Annotated in this window: 15 protein-coding genes and 2 pseudogenes; 7 read left to right on the forward strand and 10 right to left on the reverse strand. The window is 70.3% G+C overall.

Annotated elements, in window-relative coordinates:
* Nucleotides 1-1,040 (forward strand): annotated as a pseudogene (locus ACLJT4_RS41275) (IS630 family transposase); the annotation flags it as partial.
* 40 nt (nucleotides 1,041-1,080) lie between these two features.
* Here ACLJT4_RS41275 and ACLJT4_RS41280 read toward each other — a convergent pair.
* Complete coding sequence (locus tag ACLJT4_RS41280) at nucleotides 1,081-1,554, reverse strand: GNAT family N-acetyltransferase (RefSeq protein ID WP_411130250.1); 474 nt, start codon at nucleotides 1,552-1,554, stop codon at nucleotides 1,081-1,083.
* Between the two features lie 230 nt (nucleotides 1,555-1,784).
* The gene (locus ACLJT4_RS41285; RefSeq protein WP_411130252.1) at nucleotides 1,785-2,168 is read right to left on the reverse strand and encodes a hypothetical protein; all 384 of its coding nucleotides are present in this window, start codon (nucleotides 2,166-2,168) and stop codon (nucleotides 1,785-1,787) included.
* A 390-nt stretch (nucleotides 2,169-2,558) separates the two neighbouring features.
* Between ACLJT4_RS41285 and ACLJT4_RS41290 the strand changes: the two genes are divergently transcribed.
* The 4 genes from ACLJT4_RS41290 to ACLJT4_RS41305 all read left to right on the forward strand — a co-directional run bounded on the left by ACLJT4_RS41290 (nucleotide 2,559) and on the right by ACLJT4_RS41305 (nucleotide 7,127).
* A complete protein-coding gene (locus tag ACLJT4_RS41290; RefSeq protein ID WP_411130254.1) occupies nucleotides 2,559-3,287 on the forward strand; it encodes an SDR family oxidoreductase in 729 nt (242 codons plus the stop codon).
* A gap of 255 nt (nucleotides 3,288-3,542) precedes the next feature.
* Nucleotides 3,543-4,208, forward strand: a complete 666-nt coding sequence (locus ACLJT4_RS41295) for a nitroreductase (protein ID WP_411130272.1) — start codon at nucleotides 3,543-3,545, stop codon at nucleotides 4,206-4,208.
* Between the two features lie 1,854 nt (nucleotides 4,209-6,062).
* Nucleotides 6,063-6,854: a hypothetical protein gene (locus ACLJT4_RS41300; protein WP_411130256.1), complete on the forward strand. Its 792-nt coding sequence runs from the start codon at nucleotides 6,063-6,065 to the stop codon at nucleotides 6,852-6,854.
* Nucleotides 6,855-6,908: 54 nt separating this feature from the next.
* Entirely contained in the window at nucleotides 6,909-7,127 is a 219-nt protein-coding gene (locus tag ACLJT4_RS41305; RefSeq protein WP_411130258.1) for a hypothetical protein, read from the forward strand.
* Nucleotides 7,128-7,803: 676 nt separating this feature from the next.
* Here the strand turns inward: ACLJT4_RS41305 and ACLJT4_RS41310 are convergent.
* Both ACLJT4_RS41310 and ACLJT4_RS41315 read right to left on the reverse strand, forming a co-directional pair.
* Nucleotides 7,804-8,010, reverse strand: coding sequence for a hypothetical protein (locus tag ACLJT4_RS41310; protein WP_411130259.1), 207 nt, complete (start codon nucleotides 8,008-8,010; stop codon nucleotides 7,804-7,806).
* Nucleotides 8,011-8,064: 54 nt separating this feature from the next.
* On the reverse strand, nucleotides 8,065-8,310 hold the full coding sequence (locus tag ACLJT4_RS41315; RefSeq protein ID WP_411130261.1) for a hypothetical protein: 246 nt from the start codon (nucleotides 8,308-8,310) through the stop codon (nucleotides 8,065-8,067).
* A 287-nt stretch (nucleotides 8,311-8,597) separates the two neighbouring features.
* Between ACLJT4_RS41315 and ACLJT4_RS41320 the strand changes: the two genes are divergently transcribed.
* Nucleotides 8,598-9,116 carry an HAD domain-containing protein gene (locus ACLJT4_RS41320; RefSeq protein ID WP_411130262.1) on the forward strand — a complete coding sequence of 173 codons (519 nt, stop codon included), beginning with the start codon at nucleotides 8,598-8,600 and terminating at the stop codon, nucleotides 9,114-9,116.
* A 104-nt stretch (nucleotides 9,117-9,220) separates the two neighbouring features.
* On the opposite strand, the pseudogene istB reads toward ACLJT4_RS41320, so the two are convergent.
* From istB to ACLJT4_RS41335, 3 genes and pseudogenes are all read right to left on the reverse strand, one after another.
* A pseudogene (gene istB / locus ACLJT4_RS41325) lies at nucleotides 9,221-10,012 on the reverse strand (IS21-like element helper ATPase IstB).
* A gap of 5 nt (nucleotides 10,013-10,017) precedes the next feature.
* Nucleotides 10,018-11,004: a Mu transposase domain-containing protein gene (locus ACLJT4_RS41330; RefSeq protein WP_411130264.1), complete on the reverse strand. Its 987-nt coding sequence runs from the start codon at nucleotides 11,002-11,004 to the stop codon at nucleotides 10,018-10,020.
* A 609-nt stretch (nucleotides 11,005-11,613) separates the two neighbouring features.
* Entirely contained in the window at nucleotides 11,614-13,269 is a 1,656-nt protein-coding gene (locus ACLJT4_RS41335) for an alkaline phosphatase family protein (RefSeq protein WP_411130265.1), read from the reverse strand.
* Between the two features lie 88 nt (nucleotides 13,270-13,357).
* On the opposite strand from ACLJT4_RS41335, the gene ACLJT4_RS41340 reads away from it, so the two are divergent.
* Nucleotides 13,358-13,519 (forward strand): hypothetical protein, encoded by a 162-nt coding sequence (locus ACLJT4_RS41340; protein ID WP_411130266.1) that lies wholly within the window; start codon nucleotides 13,358-13,360, stop codon nucleotides 13,517-13,519.
* 107 nt (nucleotides 13,520-13,626) lie between these two features.
* On the opposite strand, the gene ACLJT4_RS41345 is transcribed toward ACLJT4_RS41340, so the two are convergent.
* The 3 genes from ACLJT4_RS41345 to ACLJT4_RS41355 are packed head-to-tail and all read right to left on the reverse strand — an operon-like array spanning nucleotide 13,627 to nucleotide 17,510.
* Nucleotides 13,627-16,410, reverse strand: a complete 2,784-nt coding sequence (locus tag ACLJT4_RS41345) for a Helicase associated domain protein (RefSeq protein WP_411130267.1) — start codon at nucleotides 16,408-16,410, stop codon at nucleotides 13,627-13,629.
* Between the two features lie 60 nt (nucleotides 16,411-16,470).
* On the reverse strand, nucleotides 16,471-17,013 hold the full coding sequence (locus ACLJT4_RS41350; protein WP_411130269.1) for a hypothetical protein: 543 nt from the start codon (nucleotides 17,011-17,013) through the stop codon (nucleotides 16,471-16,473).
* Nucleotides 17,010-17,510: a hypothetical protein gene (locus tag ACLJT4_RS41355; protein ID WP_411130271.1), complete on the reverse strand. Its 501-nt coding sequence runs from the start codon at nucleotides 17,508-17,510 to the stop codon at nucleotides 17,010-17,012. The genes ACLJT4_RS41350 and ACLJT4_RS41355 overlap by 4 nt, the downstream gene beginning before the upstream one ends.
* Nucleotides 17,511-18,206: the final 696 nt, after the last annotated feature.

The raw sequence follows: 18,206 nt of genomic DNA on the forward strand, positions 1-18,206 counted from the left end.
CTCGGTGCGCTACCGGCGCGCGATGATGCTGCTGGCCTCGGCCGGCGGGAACCGGGTGCCGGTGATCGCCCAGCTGGTGCAGGCCGACGAGGACACCGTTCGGGACGTGATCCACCGGTTCAACGAGGTCGGCCTGGCCTGCCTGGACCCTAAGTGGGCGGGAGGCCGTCCCCGCCGACTCAGCATTGACGACGAGGACTTCGTCATCCAGACGGCCACACCCGCCCCACCAAGCTCGGCCAGCCCTTCACCCGCTGGTGACTGCGCAAGCTGGTCGTCTACCTGCGCAAAGCCCACGGCCGGGTGATCAGCATCGGCTGCGAGGCATTACGCGGCCTGCTCTCCCGCCGCGGCGTGACCTTCCAGCGCACCAAGACGTGGAAGGAATCCCCCGACCCCGAGCGGGAGGCGAAGCTGGACCGGATCGAGGAGGTCCTCGACCGCTTCCCCGACCGGGTCTTCGCATGCGACGAGTTCGGCCCGCTCGGAATCCGGCCCATCGCGGGCTCGGGCTGGGTGGAGCAGAAACGCCCTGACCGGTTGCCCGCCACCTATCACCGCACTCACGGCGTGCGGTACTTCCACGGCTGCTACTCGGTCGGCGACGACACCCTGTGGGGCGTCAACCACCGCAGGAAGGGCGCCGCGAACACGCTGGCCGCACTGAAGTCGATCCGCGCCGCCCGGCCTGACGGCGCACCCATCTACGTGATTCTGGACAACCTGTCCGCCCACAAGGGCACCGACATCCGCCGCTGGGCCAAGAAACACAAGGTCGAGCTGTGCTTCACCCCGACCTATGCGTCCTGGGCGAACCCGATCGAAGCCCACTTCTGACCGCTGCGGCAGTTCACCATCGCCAACTCCAACCACCCCAACCACACCGTGCAGACCCGGGCTCTGCACGCCTACCTGCGCTGGCGCAACGCCAACGCCAGCCAGCGCGCGATGTCCTGGCCGCCGAACGCAAGCAACGCGCCCGGATCCGCAGCGAGAAGGGCATCCGCTGGGGCGGACGCCCCCTCGCCAACGCGGCGTAACCGGATCGGTCATGCCATGCGGCTCGTCCGGGCGCACGGTTCACCGGGCGTCGGCGGGTGTCCAGCGAAGAGTCATGTCCGGCAGGTTCTCCATGTTGCGATCGCCATCGCTGGTGTCGAGGACGGTGAAACCGTGGCGCTCGTAGAACGCGCGGGCGTCGGTGTTCTGCTGAAAGACGTGCAGAGACACCCCGTCCGGGCTGTGCCGCCTGACCTCGTCGAGGAGTAGCGTGCCGATGCCCTGCCGGCGGACGTCGGGGCGCAGATAGAGGTGTTCGAGCATGTCGCCGTCAAGGGCGGCATAGCCGGTGATCTTCGCATCACGCACTGCGACCCAGGTGCGACATTGCTTGAGCAGGACGTCCCGGACCCATCGGGTCACCTGCTCATGATCGCGCTTCTGCGGCGGTAGATAGGGCATAGTCGCCGACCGAGAGGTCATGTGGATACGCGCGATCACGGCTGCGTCCGCCTCCGCCGCGAATCGGATCTGAGCCTTGCCTTCGTCACTCACGCCGGGAACCTACAAGGCGGGCAAGGACTCCCTCCAACGGTTAACCCGGTGAACGTTGCCGGTCACGGCACTAGCGCCAGCCGGCCGCGGATTCCGGCTCCGACCGAGCGCATCGCGGCAGCCACAGCCACCAACGGCGCCGATGAACTGCTGCGGGCACATCGGTCCCGGCCCTGACGACCCCGAGTACGACAACTACGACCCCGCCTGGCGAGACCTGGACACCCCCTTCAGGCGGTGGGCACCTCCGTACCGTGCCAGGCCCCGGTGGAGAGTTGTTCCCCGGCCTGGGCCCCGACAGCGTTGGGGGAGGACGTCACCAGTTGCTTCGGGTCCAGCAGCCCGCCAGACAGCCGGCGGCCGGTCGTCTCGAGGACGTACTCGGCGAGGACGCGGGCCGGGTGCTCGCCGGGCAGCAGTGCGGCAGCGCGGCGGAGGTCGCCGGCCACCGCCCGGGCGGCTCCGGTCAGTTGCAGCGCGATCTGCTCGCGCAGATGCAGCGGCACCTTCCGCCACATCCCGTCATCCGGGCCCGGCAGCAGCAACCCCCGAGCCCCCCCGCCACCACCCTGGTCACCCTCACCGAGGCCGAAGGCGCCGGTGAGCACTGCCACATGGGCGCCATGGGCCGGGCCCACCAGACGATGTACGACTGGCTGGAACACCACCCTGGCCCAGACCGTGTGAACGACGACGCCGCGGATGGACCGCCGGGCAGGCGAGTGGTTCAAGAACGACCACCTGCGAAAGCGATCCACTTGTGCATCAGCCGCAGTCAATACCCTCGTCGACACGGCGCTGCGCTCTGCGGCCTGCCGATCGGGCTCGAAGACGCCACAGAACGTGACGCCCGCACAGGGCGGGCCGGCCCCGCTCGACGAGGAGGCCACCTTCGCCGACGGTCTCTGAAGCCGCCCGGCCTCAGCCGGCTGCGGCGCATGTTGCCACCCACATAGTGCCCCATATGCCATATTTGCCCATGTGATCCCAACGAAGGGCATCCCATGAAGATCGCAGTCATCGGCGGTACAGGACTGATCGGATCGCAGGTCGTCACCGACCTGAACGCCGCCGGGCACGAGGCGGTACCCCACTCGCAGTCCACCGGGGTCGACGTCATCAGCGGCCAGGGGCTGGACGAGGCGGTGGCGGGAGCCGACGTCGTCGTCAACCTGACGAACTCCCCGACCTTCGACGAAGCCTCCCCGGCCTTCTTCCAGACCTCGATGGACAACCTCCTGGCCGCGGCCCACAAGGGCGGCGTCGGCCACTTCGTCATCCTCTCGATCGTTGGCACGGACCAGGTGCCGGAGCTGGACTACTACCGCGCCAAGACACTCCAGGAGAATCTCCTCGCGGCCGAACCGATCCCCTACTCGATCGTCCGGGCGACACAGTTCATGGAGTTCATGGACGCCGTCATGTCCTGGACCTCCGACGCCGACACCGTCCGGCTGCCCGCCACGCCGATCCAGCCGATCGCCTCCAAGGATGTGGCCGCCGCGGTCGCGGAGGTCGCCGCCGGCGCCCCGCTGAACGGCAGGCGCAACATCGCCGGCCCCGAGATCTTCACCCTGGACGAGCTGGGCCGGATCACCCTGTCCCACAAGGGCGACAAACGCACCGTCGTAACCGACCCCACCGCCGGCATGTTCGCCGTCGTCAAGGGTGACGTCCTCACCGACAAGGACGCCCACCTCGCCGCCACCCACTACACCGACTGGCTTTCCTAACCCGCTCACCCTCGGAGGTGCGCAGACCGCAAAGAGCTCTCTCGTCGCCCGCCTCGCCAACTGCCTGCCGCGCGCCGCCAGGCTCGAGGCCTGCCGCATCGGCAGCGCGGCTCTCGGGCGGGACCTGGCGGCCGACGTCGCGTCATTCGACCGCAGTCGCACAGCGGTGGGCGCGCCGGTACCGGCAGGCGGGCCGGGCTTTCCGTCTGCTGTCCACGAAGGGTCAGACGGAGCAGATGAGGGAGGTGGATGGTCCTGGATGTCTATGAGGCGGTCACGAGCCGACGAGCGGTTCGCGGATTCACCAGCCGGCAGGTACCGAGGGCGGTGCTGGAGCGCGTACTGTCCGCCGCGGCCTGGGCGCCGTCCGGGTCGAATCTCCAGCCGTGGCGTACCTACGTGCTGACCGGCCGGCCGCTGGCCGAGCTCAAGAGGCGCGCCGGCGAGCGCGTGGCCGCAGGCGACCCTTGGGACGAGCGGGAGTACGAGATGTACCCGGCCGCACTGAAGTCCCCGTACCACGAGCGCCGGTCCGCCTTCGGCCATGAGCGCTACAGCGCACTCGGCATTGCACGTGAGGACTGGGAGGCGCGCCAGCGGGCCGCTTCCGCGAACTGGGACTTCTTCGGCGCGCCCGCCGCCCTGTTCTGCTACATCGACCGCGACATGGGCCGGCCCCAATGGTCCGACGTCGGCATGTATCTGCAGACCGTCATGCTGCTCCTGCGCTCCGAAGGACTGCACAGCTGTACGCAGATGGCGTGGTCGGTGTATCGCAAGACCGTCGCGGAGATCCTGTCACCCCCGGACGAGCTCATCCTCTTCTGCGGCATGTCCATCGGGTTCGAGGACGTCACGGTGGGCTACAAGCGTACGGGCCGGGCGCCGCTCGACGAGACCGTCACGTTCGTCGAAAGTTAGGATCAGCACGCTCCGGCCTCTGCGCTTGTGCCGTTCGGCTCGGCTCGGCAAGCAATGCGGCGTCGGCGAGTCGACGGATCACATGCGTCGGGTGGTCGTCATCGCCCTTGCGCCTGCCCGTGATCGCTCGCTGGGGCCGGCCAAGGGGATTCGCCGTGGCCTGTCCGGGGCTGCGGGTTGGGTCGTTCGCCGGGGGCCTGCCGGTGCTTCGCCGTGCGGCGGTGGGCGCGTGCCGTCGTCCCCGCAGTGCGCCTGCCCGCCGTCCGCCTCCCCGCTGCCCGGCCGGCCTGGGTCCGGCGCCGCCCGGTCTGTGGTGTCCGCTGTCGCGGGCTGGCTGCTCGCGGCGGGTCGCGGTCCGCGCCCAGCTCCGCCCGGCCCCGCCCGCCTTGCCTTGCCGCCCGGTGTCCGCCGCCCGTCTGCGGCCTGGCCGCCCGGCGGGCGAACGGCGGCCAGCCCGTGGTCGCCCTGCCGCCTGGACGCCGCTGCCCGCCGTCGGCTGCCTCGCCGTCCGTCCGCCCGGACGTCCGCCCGTGGTTGAAGTCGCCGCGGTGTTGGTGTGGTTGGCGTGCCGGGGGCGCGCCCCTGGCCGAGGTTCTGCACGTGGAGCCGTCACACCCCCTGTCCCGGCCGTCGCCCGGCCGCCTCGCCGCGTCCGTCGTCCGTCCGGCCGGGGGTAGTTGGGAAGCCGCTGCCGACCGGCCTGGGTGCCGGCCGCTTTCTCGCGGCCGCCGCTGTCCGCCTGGCCGCCACCGTCCGGCCGGCCGTTTGCTGCTCGGCCGCCGCCCCCCCGTCGCCTGGCTGGCCGCTGCCCTGCTCGGTGTCCGGCGGGCGGTAGTTGGGCCGCCGGCCGGGCGGCCTGGGTCCGTCCGCCGCCCGCCTCGCCCTCGTCCCGTCCGGCCGCCGCGGCCCGCTGCCGCCTGGCCACCTGCCGACCGCCCGCCCGTGGCCGCCCGCCTGCTGCTGCTGCCGACCGGGTTGGGTCGGGCGGGCGGCCGTCGACGATCCGGCGCTGCCCGTCGTCGCGGGCGGCCTGCTCGCGGCGGGCGGAGGTGGTCCGCGCCCAGCTCCGCCCGGCCGGACGCCGTCCGCCTCGTTGGCGCCTTGCCGCCCGTCCGCTCGTTCGCCCTGGTGCCGGGCCCGTGTTCGCTGTGCTCGCGTGTCGCCGCCCGGGGCCGTGCCCGGCATTCGGTCGCGGCTGCGCCCTGGTGCCGCCGCCCCGCCGTCTGCCGCTCGGCCGCCTGCCCGCCGCTCCGCGGCCTGGCTGCCCTGCCGCCTGGCTGTCGGCCCGCCCGCGGACGCCCCGCCGTCCGCCGTCGCGGGCCGCTTTCTCGCGGCTGCCGCTGTTCGCCTGTCCGGCGGCCCAACTGCCGTGGACCGGCCGCTTCACCGCGCTGGCCGCTCACCGCGCTGCCTGGGCCGGCGTCGCCCTGGGCCGGCGTCGCCCTGGGCCGGCTTCGTCCCGGGCTCGTGTTGCCTCTGTCGGCCGGTTTGTGTCTGCCGTCCGCTCGCCGCGCCGCTCCTCCAGCCCCAAACGGCACCTCCGGTAATGCGGACCGCCGCCTGCACGGCACCCGCCCCGCTATTACTGCGAGCTCGTCAGTAGCGGGCCCAGCCAGGCCAGTTCGCAAACCCGGGACCAAAGTCCCGGCTGTCACGCCAATCACTTGGGCCTCATCGATAGCGGGCCCAGCCATCCGGCCCACAAGCTCTGGGACCAGAGCCCCGATTCTCGGGGTAATCACCTGTTCAACCTTTCAGTGCCGCCCTGCATATGCCAGGCTCAAAGCCGCCTGCCCCTGGCATATGCCACCACTTGGCGTCAGGGGCTTGCGGATCTGCCTACGAAGGGTCTTCATGAACCACTGCCAGCGCATAGCCAGCACCATCGTCACCACCATCAGCGTGGCCGCACTCAGCCTCGGGGCCGCCCCCGCCGCTTTCGCCAGCGAAACCCCCTCCCCAGCAGAGCGGACCGCGGCCGTCATCGAGAAGGCCACCGGCACCACCGACGTCGCCCCGGTCCCGGCCCCGGGCATCACGATCCCTCAGCGTTCCACCGGGGATGCGAAGGCCACCACCGCGACGGGTGACGCCGTATCCATCGCCCTTCCCGGCATCAAGAACGTCACCGGCGCCAGGGCCGGCAAGAACACCACCGTCTACCTCGGCGCGGCCAAGGCCACCGACCTCGCCGTCCAGCCCACCACCGATGGCGGTATCCGCGCCCTGGCCGTCCTCAAGGACGCCACCGCCCCGCGCGAACAGCGCTACGACATCGGCCTGCCCGACGGCGCCCGCCTGGTCAAGCTGGACAACGGCGCGGTCGCCGCCGTCGCCAAGAACGGCACCTTCCTCGGCGGTTTCGCCGCCCCCTGGGCCAAGGACGCCAACGGCAACCCCGTACCCACCAGCTACCGCGTCGACGGCAACACCCTCGTCCAAACGGTACGGATAGCGAACACCACGGCATTCCCCGTCGTCGCCGACCCCAAGTGGCTGGACGACGCGGCCAAGGGAGTCACCACCGGAATGATCGGCGGATGTGCGGCCGGCGCCCTCGCCGGGGGAGCCGGATGCCTCCCCGGAGCTGTCGCATCAGGTGTGATCGGTGGCATCGGCGGGGCGATCGGCGGCCTCCTCAGCTGACAGCCGACGCCGCCTTCCCTCGATCCCGGACGACACGACCTGAGGAGTACCGCAATGGCAGACGACTTGGAAAGCCGTTCCACCGGCCTTGAGCGGACCGTCGAGCTCGCGGTGTTCAGCGGGCTGGGGGTAATCCTTAGCATGCGTGTGGGCGAACAGTCCTTCGGGGCCAGCATCCTGTGGGGGCTGGCCGGAGGGATCGTCGCGGCACCGATACTCATGGGCGCCACCCGGGCCGCCCGATACGTGGCCAAGCGGCGATCCACACGCTGACACAATCGAGACCGGCCCGCACCCCACGCCAGCCAAGGCTGACACCAGGAGCGGGCCGGTCTCGATTGACGCGCCGGGTGAACCTCCCCCAGCCTCGTGAAGGACCAAGCGATCGCCTTCGCAGCGTCGAACGGTCAACTGGTCAGACTGAGCCAGCCGATACTGCGCTCGATGGCCCACCGCCGCGGGATCACAACGAACCCTCGACTGACCGCGGACTCGGACTCGGGCCAGGCACTGCTCCGGGCCCAGCTCCGTCCGGCCGCCGCCGTTCGCTTGCCCGCCGCTGTCCGGCCGCTCGTTCGTCCTGTGTGCCGGGCCCGGGTCGCTGCGCTCCTGCTGCCGCCCGGGGCCGAGTTTCGTGCCCGGTTGCGGCCCTGCCCTGGTGCCGCGGCGGGGGCGTCTCGTGGCTGGTCGCCGTCCGCCTGGCCGCTGGCTGCTCCGCCGTTCGCCGCTCGGCCGTCCAGGTTCGCCCGTCGGTCCGCTCCGTTCGCTCGGTGCCCGCCTGCCGCCTCCTGGCCGGTGTCCGGCCGTTCAGTCCGCGCCGCCGTCCGTCCGCTCGGCCGCGCCGTCGTCCGCGGTCCGCCCCGCCGCCGCCTGGCCGCCCGTCCGGCCGGCTGCCGCTCGGCCGTCGGCCGTTGCCTGGCCCCACGACGGCCCGCTCGCGGCCGCCCGCCTACGACGGTCCGCTCGCGGTCGCCTCGCCGCTCGGCCGCCTGCCCGCCGCTTCGCGGCCCGCCCGCTCTGCCGTCGTCCGGCCGGCGGGCCGTCCGAGCTGGCGCTGGTCGTGGTCCGTCGCCTGGCGGCCGGGCGAGGGCGGGGTCTCGTGGTGGTGGTCGTGGTGGTGAATTGCTGTCCCCTGGAGGGGACTGCTGTCCCTCATGGAGGATCGGTGTCCCTTATGGGGGACTGCAGTTCAGTCGCGGGGTGCTGGGGCTTATTCAGTGAGCGGGCGGTTGACTGCTGATCGCAGGCCCCGAGCCCACTGCGCCACCTGGTTTGGGGTGCCGGTGCCGGAGGCGGTGTGCTGGTGCATGACCAGGATGTCGGCGGGGGATTCGGGGTGGTGCCGGGCCAGGTGTTCGCGGGCGTCGAGGGTGAGGTTGTCCAGGTCGTCGCCCTGGACGTGCAGCGGCCCAGCGGCGCCGCACAGCGAGCACACCAGCAGCAGCGTCCCGACCATGCTGCGGCCTCCTGCCGGCCCCAGGCCACCGAGTGGGACGCGGGGCTGCAGGCAGTGGCGGCAGTGGGGCACTACGGATGGGGTGGGGAGGCCAGGGGCGTCAACTGAGTTCATGACCGGCATAACTGGCTTCGTTCACTTCTAGCGGCAGCGTTTGTCTACCGTTTTGAGCACCAGTTGTGGATCTTGGAGGCCGTGGATGTTCACGAGAAGTAGCAGCGGGTGAGGCGGCGTTGGGCCTGTGGACGAAGGCGTTCGCCACAGGGATCCGCCGTTATCGTGCTCCCGTGACTGGTTCCGTGCAGCAGGCACTGCTGTTTCTCGATGTCGATGGGCCGCTCATCCCGTTCGGCGCGGTGTCCCAGCCGTATCCGACCTATGCGACGGGCCCTGAACTGCCTGCCGACGCGAATCCGCTCCTGACCAGGATCAATCCCGATCACGGCCCCCGGCTGGCGGCGCTTCCCTGTGAGGTGGTCTGGGCGACGACATGGATGGCGGACGCGAACGAGTGCATCGCGCCCCGCATCGGTTTGCCGCAATTGGCAGTGGTGGTCTGGCCGGAGCCGTCCCATGTCGATGAGCAGGACGAACGGAACGGACTGCACTGGAAGACCCGTGCCCTGGTCGCATGGGCTGCGGGACGCCCGTTCGCCTGGGTCGACGACGAGATCACCGACACTGATCGGTCCTGGGTTGCCGCCCATCATCAGGGACAGGCCCTGCTTCATCGTGTTGATCCCCGCCATGGCCTGACGGACAGCGACTATGCGGCTCTCGGCTCATGGCTGCGACAGTTGGTCTGACACAGCTGGAGAAGGTAACAAGGCCGCGAAGACGGCCAGGCAGCGTTGTGTGGCGGCTCGCCACCCGTGAAGGTTGCGAGCCGTCGAGACGGAATCCGCGAGAGTCAGCTCGCCGTGGCGGGCTCTTCGGCTCGGGCCCGGGTGCTGGCGAGGCGGTAAGAGTCGGTGCCGGTCTCGATGATGGTGCCGTTGAAGGTAAGGCGGTCGACGATGGCCGCGCAGAGGCGGGGATCGGTGAAGGTCTTGGTCCAGCCGCCGAAGGACTCGTTGGACGCGATGGCGACGCTGTTCCTCTCCTCCCGCTCGGTCAGCACCTGGAAGAGGAGTTCGGCGCCGTGGCGGTCGAGCTCCATGTAGCCGAGCTCGTCGATGCAGAGGAGATTGACGCGGCCGTAGCGGGCGATGGTCTTGTTCAGCTGCTTCTCGTCGGCGGCCTCGACCAGCTCATTCACCAGCTTCGTTGCGAGGGTGTAGCGGACGCGGTAGCCCTTCATGGCGGCCTCGGTGCCCAGGGCGATGAGTATGTGGGACTTGCCGGTGCCGGAGTCGCCGATCAGGCAGAGCGGCTGGCTCTTCTTGATTCATTCGCAGCTGGCCAGAGTGTGGATGGTGGCTGCGTCGATGTTGGGATTGGCATCGAAGTCGAAGGCCCGCAGGGACTTCTCCCGCGGGAAGCCAGCTGCTTTGATCCGTCGTTCCGAGCGGCGGCGGGCCCGGTCGTCGCACTCGGTCATCAGCAGTTCGGCGAGGAAGCCGCGGTAGGTCATCTGGTCCTTGACCGCCCGGTCGGCGATCTCGTTGAACTCGTTGCGGATCGAGGGGAGCCGCAGCAGGCGGCAGGCGGTGTCGATCGCGGCGTCGGCTGCCTGCTCGGTCAAGCCTCGCTGGCGGGGCAGGGCGGTCACTGTGCTTCTCCCTCACGGTGGTCGCTGCCGCTGGTGCGACGGCTTCGGAGCAGTTGGTCGTAGGGGGTCACCGACGGCAGCGGCCGAGTGTCCGGCGGCAGGTGCGCGAGCCGCCACTCGTGCAGCGAGGTGACGGTGGCCGACGGCTGCCCGGGAACCGCCGGGGCGGATGCGCTGATGGTGGGCTCGTCCTCCGCCTGGGCGGCCTTGCGGGCCCCCAGCGCGACGGCGTCGGCGGTCAGAGCGCCGGCCCGCAGTGCGGTGGCCAGTCCCGCGACGACGTGCTCGTGGGCGAGGTGGCGGTTCAGCAGCAGGACTTCGATCAAGGCCCGGGTGCCGTCCTGTTCTCCGTGGACCTTGCGGGCCTGGGTCCACCAGGCGTCGTGGACCGGGGTGAACTTGCCCGCCGACCGGGCCTGTTCCAGGGCTGTGGCACCGGGGAAAGCGCCCGGCTTGCGGATGAGAGCTTCGAGGTAGTGGTCCAGGTCCAGGCGGCAGCTGCCCCTCGCGATCAGCCTTTCGTGCCGGGCCACTTCGACGTTCCTGTCGTAGACCACCAGGTGGGAGGCATGGAGGACGACGCGCACCCGCTTGCCGATCAGGCGGGTCGGGACCGAGTAGCGGTTGGTGCGGACGGTGATCTGGCTGTAGCGGTCGACCCGCGGCGTGAACAGCCGGCCCGTCTCGAACGGCTCCTGGGGCAGCGGCATCAGCAGCGGCTGCTCGATCGCAAAGTACTCGTCGACGGTCCGCGGCCGTGAACCGATCCTTCGGTGCCCGTCGTGCAGGTCCCACTGGTCAACCATGTCGTTGAGCTCGGCAAGCGAGTCAACTTCCGGGACCGGGGTGAAGTGGTTGCGGCGGAAGTAGCCGATCATCCCTTCGACGCCACCCTTCTCGTGGGCTCCTTCGATTCCGGGTCGGCAGTAGAAGCTCTCGATGTTGAAGTGCGAGCGGAAAGCGATCCACCGGTCGGTCTCCACCCTTGCCCGGCTCAGGCCCAGCACCTGGGCGACGGCCGACTTCAGGTTGTCGTAGCGGATCTTGCTTCGCGGGACCCGGCGCTCGCCTGATGCGCCTCGGGCCGGGCTCCGCCTGCTCTCCGCGCCGCCCGGGCCCGGTTCGTCTTCGTGCCGCCGTCGGACGCCGGGCCGAGCGTGCGTGAACTGTCCCGCACTGCGGGACAGTCCCGGTCTCGCGGAGCTGACCCGCGCTCGTCCCGTCCCGGGGCCGGGTTCGGGCCATCGTTGGGCGGCATCTTCCCTCGCCGCGGCCGCAGGTCAGTTGCGGGCGCCGACCGCCGGCTCGCCGCTCGGTCTTGCCGCCGATTCGGCACCTGCGACCGGCACGTCGACGACGGAACCACCGTGTCGTACCAGGTGTATGCACTGTCGGTGCTCCAAGACGTGCGGCCCCTGCACCTCCACCGGGTGACACCGACCTGCCCCGCATGCCGTTCGGCCAGCAATATCCGGTGTTGCGCCGGTCTCCAAGAGCTCCCACCGCGGTCTCGGACGGGGGACGCCACCTACGCCGCAGGGGCGCGCACCGTATGGTGCGCGCCCCTGCGCGTTCGCCCAGGGGTCGGCCGGTCAGCGGACCGGCAGCACCGGGGTGTGCTCGTGCTGCACGGCCTGGAGGTGCTGCGGGTCGAGACCGAGCAGCGCCAGGATCGTGGGCGCGATCTGGGCGGTCCGGACGGGCGCCGCGGTGCGCACGCCGGACGGGGTGGCCGCGCCGGACACGACGAGCGGGACGTCGAGGTCGTCAGCGTGGGCGCCGCCGTGCTCGGCGATCTTCTTGGTGCCGCCGGTGTACACGACGCCGTACTGGGCGGTGCCGAAGACGTCCGGGACACGGGCGTCCCCAGGCGTGACGCCGAAGTACTCGGCCGCGGCCTTGCCGGCATAGACCGTGCTCAGGCCACCGTGGGTGAACGCCTTGGGTTTGGCGTTGATGTCGGTGCCGTCGCCGTGCTGCGCCAGCAGGTACTTCTTCGCGAACTCGGCGGCCGTCGTGGAGCGGTCGTTCAGCCACAGCAGCATGCCGTCGTCGTCGACGGAGTGCGCGACGAGTGTGCCGGCCTTCGGGTGCAGCTTCTTCCAGGCGGCGTTGAGCCCGTCGAGCAGCGGGCCGTCGTCCACGCGGTTCAGGGCTGCCGGGTCGGTCGGCGACTGGCCGTGCTTGGCGGACAGGACGATGGTGGTGCCGGACTCCAGGTGCCGCTCCTCGATCTCCTTGACCAGCGAGGCGAGTTCGCCGTTGACGAAGTTCAGGTTCCTGGCCAGCAGCGGGCCCGGCACGTTCTTCGCGGTGTAGCCGCCCTTGAGGCCGTCGGAGGACGGCAGCTTCTGGGCGGTGGAGACGGACTGGAAATTCAGACCGAAGATCGCCGGGGTGCCGACCTTGTGGGTGCGGCTGTGGTCGTAGCCGTCGATCTCGTTGAGGACGGCCTGCGTCTTGTAGTGGTCGTACTGCTCGGTGGCCTTGTTGTTGGTGGTCCAGTCACCGTCGGCCTGATAGCCGGGAGCGGCACTGTTGATCTCCGGGGCGAACAGGTCCTGGATCCCGGTGCCGGACGGGCCGTTGAGGATGTCGTAGGCCGCGTGCTTGTCCGACCACGCGGTCCGCAGACCAGCCTGGCGGGCGACCTCGAAGATGGAGTTCACCTGCAGGTACGAGTGCGGGTAGACCGGCTTGCAGGTCTTCGGGTCGACCGGGAGCTTGGCCGGGTCCAGAAGGTTCTGCGGCCGGCCAGTCATCTGCAGGATGCTGCCCGGCAGCCCCTTGAGGCCCTGGCCGGCGTCGAGCGACGCCTTGTTCTTGTCCAGGTCCTCGGTGAGGTCCACCTCCACTCCGGGCTTGGCACCCCGGCAGTGGGTGGTGCCGGCCGGGAGCAGGGCGTGGTCGTAGGTGTCGTCGTAGTAGACGCCGGTGGTGCCCGGACCGCCGCCGGTGACCTGGGCGGCCATGCCGGGGAAGGAGTCCGAGGGAGTGGTGGTCCTGGCGTGCGTGTACTGGACGCCGCCGTGGACCAGGCGGGCCAGCGCCGACTGCGGGTGCTGGGCGATGTACCAGGCCAGGTCCGACTGGTGCAGGCCGTCGACGGAGACCAGCAGGACATGCCGCGCGGCGGCCTTGTGGTGCGCAGCGGCCTCATCGGAGGCGGATGCCTGGGCGATGGTCACGCCGGCGAGGGTTCCGGCAGCGCAGAGCGCGGCAGCCAGTCGGATGGAGCGGCGGGTCACGGGTCTCCCCTGATGTTGTGAGTACCGGCGGGGGGTGGATGGGCGCGCTCAGGATGAGCGGGGTGCATGTAGCAACGGGATCCGGCACATGAACAGCCAGGGAACGGTGGGTATGGCCCGTCTCGCCGACGAGCTGGCGGCCAAGCTCGACCGGGAGACCGTCGCCGCTGAAGACATCTACGGCTCCGTCGACCTCCTGCTGAAGGGGAGCTGTGGGTGCACGTCCGCGCTGAGATCAAGGAGGCACTGACCGCAGTGGAGAACGCCGCCACGGACCCGAAGACCGACGCGGCCGCAGCACCGCAGCAGTAATCGTGCGGAGGGCTCACCGTTTCAAGTGAGTCCCCCTCCGCTATCTCACGCCGCCCAGTCCAGTCCGTGTTCGGCGAGCGCGGCGAGCTTGTCCGCGGTGAGCTTGCCGCGCCTCGCTTTTGCGTTGGAGAGAAATACGCCCAGCTTGATCGTGTGCTCCTGGTCGTCGGCGACGAGGGTCTCGACGTGGTCCCGGGGGACTTTCACGTGCCCTTCGCGGTGCTTGTACTGGGCCAGGGCCGCGATCCCTCGTTCGAAGGCCGCCGAGACCCCCTTCCGGGCCTTTGCCGCTGCCGTCGGCTTCTCCTTCTCGGCGGCCGGCAGCGGCTCGACGCCGAGGGCGGCCAGGAGCTCGCGCTGCTGCTCGCCCAGTTGCTGCCACCCCTGCCGCTGTGCGTGCAGCCAGGTGCCGATGTCCTGGCCGCCGACGGCCACCCCCAGCAGGATTTCCGCGAGCGTGGCCCCCTGGGCCAGCACGACGGCGAGTGCGGCGTAGCGCTGCTGCCAGGCCAGTGGCCACGGCGGCTTCCAGTACCGGTCGATGCGTTCCAGCGCGGCCCGGCGGTCGGCGGCGCGTTCCTCGTCCTTGCCCAGGCCGCCGGTCTTGCGCAGGTTGGCCAGCCACTGGCCCACCGCCACCCCGTCCATCGAAGCGTCCTTCGGCGCGGCGAGGGTGTGGTGCTGGGCGAAGTAGGTGCGGGCGGCGGCGAGGCTCTTGTAGAAGCGGGCGTCGGCGACCGACCAGACCATCCCCAGCTCATCCAGCAGCTCGGCCCGCCACGCCTTCAACGTGCCCGCCCGAAACGCGCGGCGCTGCTCGCTGACCCACGCCCCCAACGCATACGTGCCGCCGTCGACGTCGCCGGCGTCGTTGCTCTGGGTCGCCCCGGTCGCCCCGGTCGCCCCGGTCGGCACGACGGCATCCAGCGGCACCTGGGCATGCCCCTGCGCCTTGACCCACTTGCGTAGGGCGTTGAGTCCGGAAAGCCACACCTCACTGTCCGGCCGAAGTACCCGGGTGCGCAGGAAGGCGGCGATGACGTCGGGGTTGCGCGGTAGCGAGAACCGCAGCAGCGGCACACCCCCGCGACCGTCCTTGTCCTCCTGGCCTTCGTCCTCACTGTCGGTGGGCCGCCGGCCGCCGACGCCAGCGGCCACGGCCTCGTCGGCCGCCTCGTCCTGTTCCTCGACGTCCCGGTCCTCGCCCTCCCCGGCCTCGCCGTCACCAGCGATCGGCTGCTCCTCCTCGCCCTCCTCGTGTGCGTCTTCCTCGTGCCCGGGGTCGAGGGCGACGACCGAGGTGGCCTTTCCGCGGGCGCTGGTGGTGCGCAGGACCATGCGCTCAATGAGGCGGGAGTCATGGGCGCGCAGTCCCTGGAGCACGGCTACGAGGGGTCGGTAGGAGGCGGAGGCCATCATGTCCTCGGGGTCCTCCCCGGGCTGGAGGAAGACCGGCACGATCAGCCGCGCCACCTTCCCCTCGCCCGGGGCCTGGCGTAGTCCGCGGCCGGTGATCTGCACGATCTGCACCGGCGAGGAGCGGGTATCAGCGAAGACGACGCCGTCGACGCCGCGCTTGCCGCGGATGTCGACGCCCTCACCCAGCACCTGACAGGACGCCAGGATGCCCAGGCCGGTCACCCACCCCTCGGCGTCGAGGCCGTCCGCGAACCGGTCCAGCACCACCCGCCGGTGCGCCGCCGGATGCTCCCCGCACAACCACTCCGCTCCCACGCGCTTCGGGTAGATCGCGGGGTTGGTCTCGTGCAGCTCCTCGGCCGTCTCCGGCAGCGCCCGCGCGAACGCCATCGCCTCGATCGTCCGCCAGTGAAACGTCATCAGATTCCGCGCCCCGACGGCGTCCGCATGCTTGAGAAGGGCGGCCTGCAGGGCGGCAAGTCGCCGACCGCGCACCTCCTCGACTTCGGCGCCCTCGCCAGGGGGCTCGGGGTCGCGGATCTCCAGCACATCCACCTCGAAGGAGGCAAGGATGCCCCGCTCCACCGCCTCCATCAGCCCCAGCTCGTACAGCACGGGCCCGTACAACTCGACGTCGTCCATCGACGCCACCAACCGCCCACCCAACGCCCCCGAACCGCCCTCAGAGCCACTCCGAGCACCGGCCCCACCCGATGCCCCGGAGGATGCGGTTGAGGGTGCCCACAGCCGCGGTGTGGCCGTCATGTACAGCCGCCGCGCCGCCGGAATCCGCTCCTGGTCGTGAACGACCGCCCACGCCTTCCCGATCGCCCCACTGGTCCGGTGCGCCTCATCCACCACCAGCAGGTCAAAAGCACCCATCCGCTGACCGAACGAGCCGCGCAGCGCCTGCTCCAGCACCCCCGGCGCCCCGGCCCGCTCACCGCCGGCCGCAGCTTCCTCGTCTCCGCCCTGATCGTCCTCCAGACCCTGCGCCACCAGCGACGCGTACGTCGCGAACACCACCATCGGCCCGCTCCCGGCCCACAGCGCCAACTGCGTGGGGTTGGTCGTGCACCGCACGTCCAACGCCTCCAGCAGCGGGTCCGTCCCCAACGAGCACACCGCCACGGCAGGCCCTGTGTGTCCCACCGCCCGCCATGCCTCCACTGTCTGCGTCAGCAGATCCAGCGTCGGCACCAACACCCCCACCAGCCCCCGCGGCACCATCCGAAGCGCCGCCGTGGCTGCCGAGATCGTCTTGCCCGTACCGGTCGCCGACACCACCGTCCCGCGCAACCCCCGGGCAGGCAACACCCCGTCCAACGGCCCTGAAAGACCCCGAATAACCGCATCAACGAATTCCACCTGATGCGGGAAAAGCGGAATCTCACCCATCCTGTTGCCCATTCCGTGCCCCTCCACTTTCACAATCCAGCAATTCAACGAGCCCGCAATTCCGACGGAAAGTCAACACGAAGGAAGGAACGGCGCGACGGACACGGTGCCGTCCTCGTCGACGACCAGCCGCGCCGCGAGCTGCGCGAGTACCTCCTGCGGCGTCAGCCCCGCCCGGGCCGCGGCCTGCCGCAGCAGCCGGCCCGGGCCTGCCGGCAACCACACCTTGGTCGGCACTTCGTCCGCAGCCTCACGCCGCCGCTCCTGGTGCGCGGCATGCGCGGCCAGCGCCTGCTCCCGCCGGGCCACCCGATCTGCCGCCCACGCCGACCCGACACCGTCCCGCTCCGGCTCGTAACTTGCCCAGCCCGACGCCTCCATCAGCGCCTGCACACGCCGCCACTCCGCATGCCGCGCCGCCCACGCCTCGGCGAGCTCCTCCGGATCCGAAGCGAGCAGTTCCCGCTCCGCCGGCGTTGGAGATTGCAGTTCCTCGGCTGCCTCCCGCTCCCGGACGGCCGCCTGGGCAACCGCCTCGGCTACCCGGGCCGCAGGCATGCCCGCGCCCTGCCGCCGCACCACATCCCGCGCGACGTCCTCGCTGCTCCAGATCACCGGCCAACCTCCTCGGTGCCCTCGATGCCCAGGCCGTGGTGGTCGAGGTAGGCCCGGAGGAACAGGGCCAGGGCCCGGCCGGGATCACTGGCGTGCTGAATCCCGGGCGGCTCGCTGGTCCAGCCGAAGGTGGCTTGGTGGGGCCGCGGTTGTACGCCGCCGGTGCGCGGGGCGGGGAAGACGACGGCGCGGGTGAAGAAGTCATTCAAGACGCTGAGCAGGGCCGCATCTGGACTGTCCAGCTCACGGCCGCGCACCGTGGCCGTGGCGCTCTCCAGGATCGTGGTGAGGTACCGACGGCGAACGTCTTCCTGCTGCCGAACCTGGCTGCACGGGCCCTCGTCGACCACCTCCACCACCCGGTACATCCCGCGATCCCCGTACAGACCGCCCGGCCCCTCCAACGCCGCACGGACCCTGGCGACCGCCTCCTCGACCGACCGCCCGTAGGCGTAGTTGGTCAGCACAGCTGCCCAGAGTGCTCCGGGGCCGTGCACTGCGCCACGATCCGGTAGCGGGAAGACCCCGGGGCCAGGTCCGAGGCCGCACGGCTTTCGGGCTCCTGACGCTCCCGCAGAGCGTCTTCGGTGGATTCACCGAAGACGCTAGGTAGCTGAGATAGGGATTCGGTGAATCGGTCTTCCGACATCAGTTGATCCTTCTCCGTGCGGAGTTCCCCGGTTTTTCTGGTCTTCAGGGTGGTGCCGTGGTTTCACGAACTCTACCCCTGCATCACTTGGTGACTCGGCAAGTTCAGACAGGATGGACTCGAACGCATGGTTCCGGCAGAGAACAGCTTACAAGTCCATCGAAACCTGCTACGCTGTAAGCCTTGTGACGGATCATCAGGCATCCAACTTCCCGCCCAGTCATCGTCAGACACCACCACTCCAGTCACACCCGACGAAAGACCAGTGACTGGCAGTCAGGCGCCGCCTCCGAGGCCCAAAGGTGGCACTCCAGAGCAATCAAAGGAACCCGACCCGTAGCCAGCCTTACGTCCGGCACTACCAACAGTCCGCCACACGCCAGACAAGACACACTCCAAGGAAACCCCGTGCGGAATTCCGGAGGAATTCCCAGCTATTCCGAAGGAATAGCAAGACCCGAAGGGTCTCATCAATTCCCCGGAGGGGAATAGCATTTGACGACCCGTAGGGTCGTGCGTCGTTCCTCCGGAGGAGGACGCGCGC

This window comes from Streptomyces sp. x-19, from assembly GCF_046549115.1.
GTDB lineage: Bacteria > Actinomycetota > Actinomycetes > Streptomycetales > Streptomycetaceae > Streptomyces > Streptomyces albulus_C.

Excerpts from the sequence above, each read along its gene's own strand:
- ACLJT4_RS41290 (WP_411130254.1), top strand. The coding sequence starts at position 2,559 with ATGAAGATCGCAGTCATCGGCGGTACAGGACTGATCGGATCGCAGGTC.
- ACLJT4_RS41300 (WP_411130256.1), top strand. The coding sequence starts at position 6,063 with ATGAACCACTGCCAGCGCATAGCCAGCACCATCGTCACCACCATCAGC.
- ACLJT4_RS41305 (WP_411130258.1), top strand. The coding sequence starts at position 6,909 with ATGGCAGACGACTTGGAAAGCCGTTCCACCGGCCTTGAGCGGACCGTC.
- ACLJT4_RS41310 (WP_411130259.1), bottom strand. The coding sequence starts at position 8,010 with ATGAGGGACAGCAGTCCCCTCCAGGGGACAGCAATTCACCACCACGAC.
- ACLJT4_RS41315 (WP_411130261.1), bottom strand. The coding sequence starts at position 8,310 with ATGGTCGGGACGCTGCTGCTGGTGTGCTCGCTGTGCGGCGCCGCTGGG.
- ACLJT4_RS41340 (WP_411130266.1), top strand. The coding sequence starts at position 13,358 with ATGAACAGCCAGGGAACGGTGGGTATGGCCCGTCTCGCCGACGAGCTG.
- ACLJT4_RS41345 (WP_411130267.1), bottom strand. The coding sequence starts at position 16,410 with ATGGGCAACAGGATGGGTGAGATTCCGCTTTTCCCGCATCAGGTGGAA.